The sequence below is a fragment of the Eisenbergiella sp. OF01-20 genome (genome assembly GCF_003478085.1).
Classification (GTDB): Bacteria; Bacillota; Clostridia; order Lachnospirales; family Lachnospiraceae; genus Eisenbergiella.
On record NZ_QUES01000027.1, the window covers coordinates 15,990 to 28,664 of the forward strand.

General features: G+C 43.9%; 9 protein-coding genes. 2 read left to right on the top strand and 7 right to left on the bottom strand.

Translation table 11 applies throughout. The features are described from left to right. Positions 1-287 precede the first annotated feature (287 nt). Entirely contained in the window at positions 288-2,162 is a 1,875-nt protein-coding gene (locus tag DXA36_RS23525; protein WP_182479235.1) for a DUF885 domain-containing protein, read from the top strand. Between the two features lie 77 nt (positions 2,163-2,239). Here DXA36_RS23525 and DXA36_RS23530 read toward each other — a convergent pair whose 3' ends face one another. The 5 genes from DXA36_RS23530 to DXA36_RS23550 form a co-directional block, all read right to left on the bottom strand. After that, positions 2,240-3,238 carry an ROK family protein gene (locus DXA36_RS23530; RefSeq protein ID WP_118681878.1) on the bottom strand — a complete coding sequence of 333 codons (999 nt, stop codon included), beginning with the start codon at positions 3,236-3,238 and terminating at the stop codon, positions 2,240-2,242. Positions 3,239-3,280: 42 nt separating this feature from the next. Further along, positions 3,281-5,590 carry a glycoside hydrolase family 2 protein gene (locus tag DXA36_RS23535; RefSeq protein WP_118681879.1) on the bottom strand — a complete coding sequence of 770 codons (2,310 nt, stop codon included), beginning with the start codon at positions 5,588-5,590 and terminating at the stop codon, positions 3,281-3,283. Between the two features lie 18 nt (positions 5,591-5,608). Next, a complete protein-coding gene (locus DXA36_RS23540; RefSeq protein ID WP_118681880.1) occupies positions 5,609-6,430 on the bottom strand; it encodes a carbohydrate ABC transporter permease in 822 nt (273 codons plus the stop codon). 7 nt (positions 6,431-6,437) lie between these two features. Next, a complete protein-coding gene (locus DXA36_RS23545; protein ID WP_182479236.1) occupies positions 6,438-7,313 on the bottom strand; it encodes a carbohydrate ABC transporter permease in 876 nt (291 codons plus the stop codon). A gap of 128 nt (positions 7,314-7,441) precedes the next feature. Next, positions 7,442-8,821 carry an ABC transporter substrate-binding protein gene (locus DXA36_RS23550; RefSeq protein ID WP_118681882.1) on the bottom strand — a complete coding sequence of 460 codons (1,380 nt, stop codon included), beginning with the start codon at positions 8,819-8,821 and terminating at the stop codon, positions 7,442-7,444. Positions 8,822-9,123: 302 nt separating this feature from the next. Here DXA36_RS23550 and DXA36_RS23555 point away from each other — a divergent pair, with 302 nt between their 5' ends. Next, positions 9,124-10,353: an ROK family transcriptional regulator gene (locus DXA36_RS23555; protein WP_118681927.1), complete on the top strand. Its 1,230-nt coding sequence runs from the start codon at positions 9,124-9,126 to the stop codon at positions 10,351-10,353. 219 nt (positions 10,354-10,572) lie between these two features. Here the strand turns inward: DXA36_RS23555 and DXA36_RS23560 are convergent, their stop codons facing one another. Both DXA36_RS23560 and DXA36_RS23565 read right to left on the bottom strand, forming a co-directional pair. Further along, on the bottom strand, positions 10,573-11,574 hold the full coding sequence (locus tag DXA36_RS23560; protein ID WP_118681883.1) for a serine hydrolase domain-containing protein: 1,002 nt from the start codon (positions 11,572-11,574) through the stop codon (positions 10,573-10,575). Positions 11,575-11,883: 309 nt separating this feature from the next. After that, the gene (locus DXA36_RS23565) at positions 11,884-12,330 is read right to left on the bottom strand and encodes a MarR family winged helix-turn-helix transcriptional regulator (protein ID WP_118681884.1); all 447 of its coding nucleotides are present in this window, start codon (positions 12,328-12,330) and stop codon (positions 11,884-11,886) included. Between the last annotated feature and the right edge of the window lie 345 nt (positions 12,331-12,675).

Below are 12,675 nucleotides of genomic sequence, written 5' to 3' on the forward strand. Positions count from 1 at the left end.
GCCCTTCCTTTCCTGCATAGTTGTACCTATGTTTTTACAAGTTGTATTATTCCTGTACCGCGAGTAACAAGACAAGGTCAGGCAAGGCTGTCCGTTATTTTCACTATAGTCCAAACAAATACGCATGTCAATATTATAATGACATTTCAAAATACATTTAATAAAAGTTGTATATATACAACTTTATTTTAGATACATTTCTGCTGCAGGCGCAAGGAACGAGATTCCCTGTCATGAATATTCCCGAGGATTCATAAACTGTTAAAAACCCCCAAGGAATAAGTTCTTTGAAAAAACGCATTCCACTCATTATTGCCGCCGCGGCCCTTCTTCTTTTTTCAGGGCTGTTTCTTTTTTTGTACCTCTACAACGATACCCTCCGCTTCCGCCATCTGACAGAGGAATTATTTGCAGAATCCTTCCGTCAGGATAGCCTCAGCCTGCACTATACGTTGGCCGATCCTTCAGACTATCTCCAGAAGCCATCTCCGGCCACGCTCCCCCTGTATTCCAGGCAGTCCCGGCAGGAAGCGGCCGCCGTCCTGGAAAACCAGCTTCTCATACTGCAGGAAATCAATCCGGAAAGACTGAATAAGCAGGACCGTTACACCTGGTCCCTCCTTGTCCCCTATCTGGAAAATGAACTGGCGGGCGCGCACTGTGAATACTATGAAGAACCGCTCACGCCATCTTCCGGGATGCAGTCACAGCTTCCCGTCCTACTTGCGGAGTATTCCTTCCGGACGAAGGAGGATTTGGAGGATTATCTGGAAATACTGGAAAGTATCCCCGCATACCTGGAAAGCCTTGCCCAATACGAAAAGGAAAAAGCGAACGCAGGTATGTTTATGACGGAGTCGGATGCCAATTCCATTGTAAAACAATGCGATGCCATTATGGATCCCGCCCTGCTTTCTTCCGGGGAACATTTTCTCCAGACCACCTTTCAGGAACGCACGGAATCCCTTGTGCAGGAGGGCCTGCTGACCGGAGAGGAAATGGAATTCTACATAGCGGAAAATAACCGGATCCTGACCACACTGGTAGCGCCGGCATATACGGCCCTGGCAGATGCCATCTTTCTTCTTTCCGGAAGCGGCACTCATCAGGGAGGTTTATGTGAACTGCCCTCCGGCGGGGCCTACTACCTCTATCTTCTCCGGCACAATACCGGCAGCTTCCGCACGCCGGAGGAAATACAGGCCATGCTTTCGGACCAGTTCCAAAGCTGTTATCAGAACCTTCAGGCCCTGGTGGAAACCTATCGGGAACAAACAGGAAGTACCTCCATCACCCTCAGTGCTATCCCGGAATTTCCTTTTGAGAATGCCCAGGAAATCCTGACTGATTTGCAGCAGCGCATCCAGGCCGACTTTCCCCCGCTCAGCGCTCTTACGGACACCCTTCCCACCTGCCGCACCAAAACAGTGGCGGAATCCATGGAGGACTACACAAGCCCGGCCTTTTACCTCACCCCGCCTATAGATGATCTGGAAGATAATGTCATCTATGTCAACAATTCCTCCACCTCCCCGGGGCTGGAGCTGTATACCACCCTGGCCCACGAGGGCTACCCGGGCCACTTATATCAGACCGTATACAGCCAGCTTTATGAAAATTCCCAGACTGCCAATCCGGTGCGGAGTGCCTTGTTCTACGGCGGTTTTGTGGAAGGCTGGGCCTATTATGTGGAAAACATCGCCTATGGCTATGCGTCCGACGTCCTGCTTGCCAACGGCGCTCCCAATGCCACCACCTTATTAGTGGATATTGCCTGCCTGGAACGTAACCTGCAGGTAAACCTTTATTGCCTGCTGGATCTGTCCATTCATTATTACGGCGCGACCCGCCAGGACGTATACCGTTCCCTCGCCGCCTTCGGCATTTCGGATACGGAAACAGCAGACGCCATTTACGATTATATCCGGACGGAGCCAACGACCTATCTGAAATATTATCTGGGTTACCTGGAAATACTGGCTCTGCAGGAAAAAGCAAAAGAGCTTTGGGGGCAGGATTATACCCGGCTTCGGTTCCACACCTTCCTCTTGCAGGCTGGCCCGTCAGACTTTACCAATCTGGAAAAACGGCTGAAAGAGACGCCGGTTACCAGAACCACCATTGCCTATACGAAAACGGATAAAAAGCTGGCGATGCAATAGGTTGTTATCCAAACAGAAAATGCCGTCAGTGGCCCGGCTGATAATCCACCGGTACACTGACGGCATTCTTTCTTTTTTTATTCCTGTTCTTTTTTCCCAAAAGCCACAGACAACGCAGCATAATCGCCTATTTGTTCCCCCAGTCTGGCAGGAACTATCCTGCAGACCTCCCGTGATGCTTTGAGCGCTTCCTTTTCTATCACTTTTTTCAGGCTGGGCAGTAACAAATGTTCACTCCGTTCGTAAATGCTCCCAAGGACAATAATCTCGGGATTCAGAATGTCTATTATGACAGAAAGTCCCATGCCCAGATAATAACCGCTTGTTTTATAGATGTCCCATGCCAGCTCATCCCCCTGTTCAGCTGCCCGGGCCACCGTTTTAGCCGTCAGCCCTTCCAGTGCATTCAATTCAGGACACAGGGCCGGCTTAATACCTATCTGCAGTTTTTCCACCGCTTTGGCTTTTGCAATCTGGGCTATTCCGCCTCCGCTGCAGAAGCCTTCAAAGGAACCGGATTTTCCGAAGCCCACAGGACCTTCTTTTTCCAGACGGATATGCCCCACTTCCCCGGCCATATCATTTGTCCCATTGTATAACCTTCCATCCAGTATCAATCCTGCCCCCATACCTGTACCGCATGTAAGAAAAACCAGATTCCGGTACCCTCTTCCGGCACCGAACTTCCACTCGGCAAGTGCACATGCATTGGCGTCATTCTGGAGCAGGGTCCTGATACGGAATTCCTCTTCCATCAGCCTTACAATAGGGATATCGTTCCATCCATACAGATTCGGAGGATTCATAATGATACCCTTCCTGTGATCCAGCGGTCCGCCGCAGCTGATTCCCAAACCTATGGCATTCTCCGGCAAGACATGGTTTCTCCGCATTATTTCATGAACAGCATCCATAATATTTCTGATAGTAAATGCAGGTCCTTTGGCTGCTTCTGTAGGAAAGCATATTTTATCTATTATAAATCCTTTCAGGCTGTTATCCGGTATGTGTCCTTCTCCGAGTACTACGGAACATTTGGTTCCTCCTATATCCACGCCTATTGCATATTTCTCCATGATTGTTCTCCTTATCCGGATTAGCAGCATCAGTGATTCTGATTACAGTCCTGCTTTTCTGATGCATTCCATATACAAATCCTTATTAAACGGAGGCACCCATAAAGTATAATGATTTTTATACTCTTTTCCGTCACACATCCACTCTATAAGGAAAAACTTATCATAGGCAACCGTATCTACCGAAGCTATCACAATAGATGAATCCGCAGGAATCCTGCATTCTCCTTCATATATAACACGTTCCGATACAACGTCAGTCACTTTAAACCGAACATGCTTCTCCGCATCACAGTCATTTATTCCATATAACTGTGCCGTATGTCCGTCAGGTTCATCAAACATCAAGGCAGTCCTGGCCTGAGAACGTTTGATATAGTAATAAGCCATTTTTTTATTATAATAGTAATCAACCACCGCATCGGAAAACTGCGGACAGCCGTCGATCACATTCCACCATATAATTCCTGTCCTTCTCCATTTCCCGATACGGAATCTTTCTATAAAATACTTTTTGGCTTCTGCCTGGGATATCTGACTCATACAGACAAAATCCTCAAGATTGTCGGGAACTTCCCCAAACAAAACTTTTATCTGATTAGCCATCAGTTCAATTCTGTAGGCGTATGTCTCGTCCTCCTTCATAGTAGGAGATGATGCATGAAGCCGCCATTCCCCGTTATCCGTATAAGGCCAAAGCCCCTCCGGTGTGATAAACTTTTTTATTGACTCTGTCGCGGGACAGCCGTGATACCCGGTTTCACTTGCAAAGTGCGCAAGTGCATTCCGATAATAATCTCCCTTATAATAATCCCTTGGCCCCCATAAATGCTGTTCCGGAAGATAGGAATCGGAAGTGGAAAATTGATAGGCAGTCTCATCCATATAGGGCGAGCTGGGCAGATAATCCCTTATGTAGTCGTTCATCCGCAAAACCTGGGGTATTATTTGCCTGGTATTTCTGTTCTGATTCGGATCCAGTCTGTAATTTGTAAGCCATCCATAAGACATATCATTTTCATTATCGCCGGACCAAAGCGCCAGACAGGCATGCTGCCGAAGCCTTCTCACCTGCCATGTCACTTCGTCTTCAAAATTCCTGAGAAATGCCTCGTTTTCCGGATACAGACCGCAGGCCTGCATAAAATCCTGCCACACCAAGATCCCCAGCTCATCACAGCGTTCATATAAATAATCATCTTCATAATACCCGCCTCCCCAGCAGCGGATCATATTGCAGTCCAGGTCTTCAACCAGTTTCAACGAGGGTTCAATCCGATCTTTTCCTCTTGACGGAAGGGAATCAAGGGGAACCCAGTTCGTGCCTAATATAAAAGTTTTCTTATGGTTAACAAGAAAGCAGAATTCACCTTTCCCCTCTTCATCCGTCAGGCTTGTTTTCTGTAATTCCACCGTTCTGATACCGAAACGGAACTCTTTTCGGGCATAGCAGACCCCTTCTTTCATCAGCTGCACCTTAACATCATATAATACCGGTTTTCCCGAACGCCTCGGCCACCAAAGAACAGGATTGTTTACATCTAAAGTAAAATGTCCCGCTTTCGACCACACATCCCAACTCTTGCGGAAACGAGAATCCCCGCAGCTGCCTTCCAACACAACTTCGAACCCCTGGTACGCTTCTTCATTCAGATCCAGTTCATAGAAATATTCCAACTGGGTACTGCTGTAATCGTCCTCCAGATTCCTCACAAAAAGATAGCTCTGTATAAAACGGAACTCCGGTTTTGGATAGATTACGACGGATCTCCATATTCCGCCGGATAACATTCTGGGGAAAATATCCCATCCATACATATAGGGTGATTTTCTGATATGCAAACTGTCCATTTCGTATTTCAGTCCATTTTGGAATAATGGATTGTCATACTTTCTCGCTTCCAGGTTCACGGGCACAATATGTACCAGAAGCTCATTGCTCCCTTTTTTTAACAGGTCTGTTCCAATTTCAAACGAATACCCTTTCAGCATATTTTCCGTATGTGCTATAAATACTCCGTTTAAATAAATATCTGCAATCGTATCAATACCATCAAACTGCAGAATATACGTGTCACCTTCCGTTTCTTCCCATATAAATTCTTTTCCGTAAAAAAGATGATCCATTTCCCGGTCCAGAGATTTCAACAGATTTTTTCCGTAAAAGGGATTGTCAATTATCCCCGCCTTTTCCAAATCTATTTCATAATTACCCGGAACACGACCTTCAATCACCGTAATTCCACTGCTGCACAGATCCTGCAAATTACAAATATCTATGTTTTTCTTTTTAAATATTTCATTCGGACATATCCCTAATGTCCATACCCCGTCCAATACTGTTCTCTGCATTCTTTCGCCCTCTCTTCATCAGCCTTTTATCGCTCCCTGCGTCATCCCGCTCACAAGTCTGTCAGACATGCATAGATAAACAATGAGCATCGGGATAACTGAAATAATAATACTCGATAAAAGAATGGGATAGTTTGTAAAATGGTCTCCTTTAAACTGTGAAATAAATAACTGAATTGTCTTGCTTTTTTCTTTTGTCAGAAATATTAATCCCATCATTAAATCATTCCATGCATTTAAAAAAGTGATAATACCAATTGTAGCAATAGAAGGTTTTAACAAAGGCATAATCACCTTGTAAAACAACTGGCCGATAGACGCCCCGTCAATAACCGCCGCTTCCTCCAGTTCAAGAGGTATCAACTGCAGATATCCTGTCATTATAAAAACCGCTGTCGGTATCGCTCCGGCAATGTATATTAAAACAAGCGCCAGGGCGTTGGTAATGTGCAGCCGGGATACTGAGATATAAAGCGGAACCAGCAGGGAATGGATCGGTATCATGATTCCCATAAGCAGATACGTCATACAAAGCTTGCTCAGCTTCCAGCGCATCCTTGCTATCGCATAAGAAGCCATCGCCGATACCACTACCGTTACAATACACGTTATCAAAGAATATATGACGCTGTTAATCAGATTTCTCAAGATACCATATTCGGTGAATACAGCTATGTAGGAATCCAGACTGAATATCTGCGGAAGCGCCCACGGATTCCCATATATCTCTTCCGTCGTTTTAAAGGAGGAAAGAAATATAAATAAGACAGGGAAAGCCACTGCCAATAACAGAAAGGCAAAGAAAAAATATCTCAGGATATTTATCATTTTTTTCTTCATCAAGCGATCACCCCCTGTCCTTTAATATGGTCTGGATCACCCCGGAAAAAACAAGGCAGAACAGAAAAAGAATCAAACCAATCGCACACCCGTATCCATAATCCAGCTGCAAAAAAGCCTTATTATACATATGGGAAGCCATTACTTCTGTTGCATGTGCAGGCCCGCCTCCCGTCATTACATAGATCGAGTCAAAAGCCTTAAAGGAACTCGTAGTTATCAATACAATACTGACCCGCAGAACCGGTTTCATATTTGGTGTGATAATCTTTGTAGTAAGCTGCCATGAATTTGCCCCGTCAATTTTGGCGGCTTCGATCATATCGTTGGAAATAGATGTGATTCCTGTGACAAAGATCACCATATGATACCCTACCCATTGCCATGCAACGGCAATACAGACACAAACCATAGCCGTTTTGCTGTCTGCAAGCCAAAAATGGACCAGATCCTCCTGACCAACCATTCTTAAAAAGGCATTCAGCAACCCGACTTCCGGATGAAATATAAAATAAAACATCAGGGATACCGCTGTTCCGGAAATGATTGCAGGCATAAATACCGTATTTCTGACCAGTTTCTCAAACCGTTTTCCCCTTGTCAGTAAGATAGCCAGAAAGTAAGCGAGAGGAATCTGAAAAAGAACAGACAACCCCAGGTATTGAAAGGTATTACCGATTGACCTCCTGAAAATATCATCCCTTGTAAATAGCTTGACAAAATTTCTGATTCCTACAAATCTGGCGCTGGACAGTAAATCCCAGTCAAAAAAAGACAGACCAACAGACATAAGCAGAGGCACTGGTATAATTAATGTAAAAATTAGCAGGGCCGGTAATATAAAAATCGCAATTGTCTTTTTGTTACTTAACATTTTATTCATGCAGTGATCCTCCTTTATTCCCGCTGGCAGCGTGCCCAACGGATGCGTATACACATCCGTTGGGCGGCTGCTGAAAGGATACCCAGTGTCTGCGTTTCCTGCCCCCATTAGGAAGGCAGGTTATTCTATCATTCCCCCCAGGCATCTTCTGCATATTCCTGCAGCTTCCCAAATTCCTTCCCGGGATCTCCCCCCGTAATAATGGCCTGGGTGGTATTGTTTAATTCCTGTCCCACATCAGTACCAAGCGGGTTATCCCAGGGGATAATGGAATATGCAGCACCTTCAAATGCATTCATTACCTCCGTGGTAAGCGGGCTGATTTTACTGGTATCGTAATCTACATTCTTACAGGCGATAAGAGCACCTGTTTCTGCATAGGCAGCCTGTCTTTCCGGTGAGAAAATGAAAGCTAAAAAAGCTTCCGCTACCGGCTGGTTTTTAGTTCCCGAGGAAATGGCGAATCCCTCATCAAAATTCATAAGCCAGTCATTGGCGCTGCCTTTACCGCCTTCTATGGCGGGAAGATTAAAAATTCCAACGTCATCACCCAAGGTCTCTGCAAAACCGGGTACGGACCATGAACCGTCAATTATCATTGCGGATTCCCCGGCCTTGAATTTAATTCCCGCTTCTTCCTGAGAGATAGCCACTATCGATTCGTTAAACATGTTCCTGTTTACCATGTCCTGCAGATATTGCCCTGCATTGACAAACGCTTCATCAGCGAAATCCGCCTCTTTATTAAGCACTACTTTTTCATAAAGCTCATTTCCATTGAGTCGGTTAAAAATCATCATGTAAGGGATAGTTCCCGGCCAGGGATCCGAAATTCCCAACATACATGGTGTAACTCCCTTTTCATTGAAAAGGTCAGCCAGCGCTAATAATTCTTCATAAGTCTCAGGTACTTCGGCATTACACTCCTTGAAAATTTTCTTATTATAGAATAACATTTCTCCGCTGGCAATCAATGGAATGGCATAGGCTTTTCCGTCAAAGGTGGATAATGCCAGCGCCTTATCATTCATGATGGCTTTTGTTTCCGGATATGTATCCAGCATATGTTCAATAGGCAGTACTTTTCCGCCATCCACGAAGGGCTGAAGCCTGCCGGTCAGATAGGTACGGAATACATCAGGCGCATTGCCCGCAGCAACCTCCGTAGTAATTTTGGTAAGATAATCTTCGCCGGATGTAATAAAAGTTGCTTCCACTTCACATCCCGGATATTTTTCTTCAAAAAGCCTTATGTTTTCTTCCATCCAGGGATACGTATGGTCATTTGTATTACTCTTATCCCCTGTCGTCCAAAATGTGATCTTCCCGCTGAGTTCAGAATTCGCCGTTTCCGTTTTCTTCTCCCCATCACCCTCTTCAGTAACGGCTTCGCTTTCCTGCGCTGTTTGTTTTACAGCCGGTTCCTCCGCCGCTTTTTGACCGCACCCTGCCAACATGGATAACCCCAGTGTAATGACCAGAGCCGCTGCTGCTATTTTTTTCTTCATACTCCCTCCATCCTGCGTATATTGTACGCTGATAACGAAACCATGTTTACAATTAAATTGTAGTAAATGTAGATTGTAAAGTCAATTTATTTTATTATATAAATGCACTTTCTATATAAATTACAATTTCAATACTATATTTTTGTATATATTTTTGTATTTTATATTAGTTTTAATTTTATTTAATAAATTAACTGTACTATTGTCTTTTATTAACACTATGCTATAATTTGAATAAAGATGTATTCTTGAAACTTTCAGAACCTATTACGATCATGCTGTCCGGAAGCAAGGAGAAAGAAATGCAGAAAAGTTCGGGTTCAAATAATCAGGATGTAAAACAAAAAAACCGTATGCTGGTTTTAAAACTGATTACTGTAAATAAAGGAATTTCCCGTGTTGATATTGCAAAAATGACAGGTCTGTCCAAAATGACAGTGGGAAATATTGTAACTGAATTAATTGAACAGGGGATTGTTACCGAGAAAGCTCTGCCAAACAGCCCTCTTATACAAAATAGTACGGGCAATTACGGCAGAAAACCTATTATGCTCACCCTTTCCCCAGACTCTCCCTGCATATGCGGCATGCTTATAAAAAGGGAATTATGCCAAATTGTGTTAGGTGATTTGAGCGGTTTTATTTTTGAGCAAATTACATATGAATATTCCACGCTGCAAGACGGTGATGCATTAATTGAAATGCTTATCCGGGGATTCCATATCCTTATGGCCCGGACAGAACGTTCCGTTCTGGCTATAAGCATTGCTTCTCTTGGGCCGCTAAACAGTTCCGACGGCATTATTTTGAATCCCCCCTATTTTTACGGAATTGAAAACTTTCCAATTACTTCTGTTATCCAAAAGCTTACGGGACTCCCCACTTTTCTGGTAAATGATGCAAATGCCGGAGCGCTTGCGGAAAAACTATATGGTATCGGAAAAGATATTCCAAATTTTACATACCTCCATATAATGAACGGCATCGGAACCGGACTTGTACTGAAAGACAGTCTGTATAATGGAGATACCGGCCAAAGCGGCGAAATCGGGCATACCTCCATTAACTTTGCCGGTCCTCAATGTGCATGCGGGAATAAAGGGTGTCTCGATTTGTATGCCAATGTTGACAATATGAGACAGAAGATTCGGGAGCTGTCTCCTTTTTATCCCGACTCTCCCCTGGTATCCGTCAGCCACCCGACCTGGTGCGATATCGTGGACTGCGCGAATAAGAAGGACAATCTTGCTATTATCGCAATTGAAGAATTTTGTTCTTATGTTTCTTATGCCCTGATTAACACTCTCAATTTATTAAATATAGCAACTCTGATTGTGGGCTATGATTCCTCTCTTGATGGATTCATCATAGAAGATATTATTAAAAACAAGTTATCCCGCACTCTTCTTTCAGCCAATTATGATAAGATAACCGTTATACACTCCCGGTTCAACGGCGATGCTCCTTTAATCGGTTCCATTGCCTTTATTGCAGATAAAGTGTTTTCACATAATCTGCCCCTCTCCCGTTAAACGCCACGAAATAAGCCTCAAAAGTATGGCTGTCATAATCCATCCCTTTGAGGCTTTCACCGTTCTTATTTTATTTTTTATTGATTGGTTTTGTAAAGCCTGGCATCATTTTGGTACCACAAATAAGACGATACGCATAAGTACAAGGCGGTATTATCAAGTACCTATTATACCAATAAGGTGAATAAACAAAATGCTCATTATCTTTCAGGTAAATATCTATAATGTCGAAATGATCCCATGTAACAGGGGATAAGTATTTATCTCTGAATTCCCCAATGCAGAAGCTACAATCTTATATTTTGGAATATACGCTGTGAAAAAATCAACACCGAAATCGCCGCCAACAGCGTAATATACCGTATTGCCGCCACTATCAAAACGGTACACCCCCAAGCCATAACTCTTACTGTCACTAATAACTACCTGTGGCTGTAAAAAGGCTTCCCGTGTTCTCTCTGTTAATAAATGGTCACTAAATATTGTGCGCCACAGTATATCTAAATCATTAACACAGGTGTATAGACCTCCGTCAGAGCCGCCCAATATTGGAAGTTTGTATATGTTGGTTTGAAATGGGCTGGTATATCCAAGTGCGGTGTTTGCAGGTAGTGAATCCATGCGATAAAAGTTGGTATGTTGCAGTTGCAAAGGAAGAATTATTTCATTTGTCACAAACTGTTGGTATGTTGTACCGCTAACTGCTTCAATCACTAGACCGAGCATAATAAATCCGGCATTAGAGTAACCAAATCGTGTACCGGGTTCAAACTTTTGTGGTAGCGGTGTAATCATCTGTAAATAGTATTCAAGTCTCTCCCATAAATAAACAGGATATTTATTGCATAATTCCTGTTCTGCTTCAGAAGAATTTGGGGCTTCCTCGTCAAGATAATCCCCGATGCCAGAGGTATGTGTGAGAAGATGAAGAACCGTAACCTCTTTATTTATCTGCCCTAAATCATATGGTAATATGTTCCACAGTCTATCCTCTAATGTTATTTTCCCTGTGTCAATCAGCCTACAAACGGCTAATCCTGTAAATAGCTTTGTACCAGAAGCAATGCCAAAAGCTGTGCTCGCATTATTGGGAAGTTCTTCACTTCTATTGCGATAACCACAGCACTTTTCAAATATTACTCCCTCCTGGCCTCTTACAGAAAACACTCCTGAAAACTTGTCCGAGTCGGGCCATTCATTCCAAATACGATCAATATTCATTCGCCATACCCCAATTATATAAATAATCTTGTGTTCAACTTATCCGCCTAAAGCGAATATTCTTGTTTCTTATACTCTCAATTTTAATGTAGAATCTGTCAGGCTGTCTCATCTATTCTTATATTGTGCCTCTAATCTTTATAAAATCAGGGCAGGATTTTGGGCGATTAATGACCTTTAAATATTTTTAGTACAAGCTGGAAAGAACCGCTAAATGCCCTATTCATCAGCCTTTCCAGCCTCATTGTCCTTATATGAAGCCGACTTTACAAATTCAAACGCCGCTATTTTTTATTGAATTACTGCAATTTATCTGCCATTCTGTATCCCCTGGAAAAATTCCAGCAGGTTCCCAAGTGATTTCTGCAACACCGCCTGCTCTTCTTCACGCAGTCCCTCCACCACCTTACGGATCATTTCTTCATGGAAGCTTTTATGGTGGGCAAAGGCCTTCTTTCCTTTCGCCGTAAGAGAGATAAGCACCACCCGCCTGTCCTCCTCACTTCTGACGCGATCCACATACCCCTTTTTCACCAGGCTGTTTACAGAAATGGTCAGGGTACCCGTAGTGACTGCCAGAGCTTTGGCCACAGAAGTCATATTCTTGGCCGCACCGGTGCCGATGGCCTCAATGACATGCATGTCGTTGGCGGTCATATCCTTGTATTCTTCCGTGCGGATGGCCTGCTCCTCAATCGCGTTGATGTTGCGGAACAGCCTCACCAACAATTCATTGAGTGTTTCATTGATATCCAACGGGGCTTCCTCCTTTGCCTGCACTATAATTTCGCTATCCTATCCATCATTATAATTTACTCCAACTTATATTTCAATCAAAATGGTTTGATTCTCAAATTTTCCAAGTAAATATCTCTCCGGCATCCTGTCCGTAACGGTTCCCCTGTGTTCCATGCTTCCCTCCCGGCCCTCTTCCCGTTTCCTGCGTGGCGGCTTGTATGGGAGGGCATGTATTCCGGTGAATGGGAGAAAAAGGTGATTATTTCTTACTGCTCTGTCTTTCCGGTCTGCCGTCTGCCCTTAGCAGCGATGTCTGACGACCGGAGGGAGGAGTTTTAGCTGCGTTGACGGCAGACCGGAAAG

What these genes read in the sequence shown, in the direction of transcription:
- DXA36_RS23560 (WP_118681883.1), bottom strand. Translation starts at nt 11,574, where the DNA reads ATGAATATTGATCGTATTTGGAATGAATGGCCCGACTCGGACAAGTTT.
- DXA36_RS23540 (WP_118681880.1), bottom strand. Translation starts at nt 6,430, where the DNA reads ATGAAGAAAAAAATGATAAATATCCTGAGATATTTTTTCTTTGCCTTT.
- DXA36_RS23530 (WP_118681878.1), bottom strand. Translation starts at nt 3,238, where the DNA reads ATGGAGAAATATGCAATAGGCGTGGATATAGGAGGAACCAAATGTTCC.
- DXA36_RS23535 (WP_118681879.1), bottom strand. Translation starts at nt 5,590, where the DNA reads ATGCAGAGAACAGTATTGGACGGGGTATGGACATTAGGGATATGTCCG.
- DXA36_RS23550 (WP_118681882.1), bottom strand. Translation starts at nt 8,821, where the DNA reads ATGAAGAAAAAAATAGCAGCAGCGGCTCTGGTCATTACACTGGGGTTA.
- DXA36_RS23545 (WP_182479236.1), bottom strand. Translation starts at nt 7,313, where the DNA reads ATGAATAAAATGTTAAGTAACAAAAAGACAATTGCGATTTTTATATTA.
- DXA36_RS23555 (WP_118681927.1), top strand. Translation starts at nt 9,124, where the DNA reads ATGCAGAAAAGTTCGGGTTCAAATAATCAGGATGTAAAACAAAAAAAC.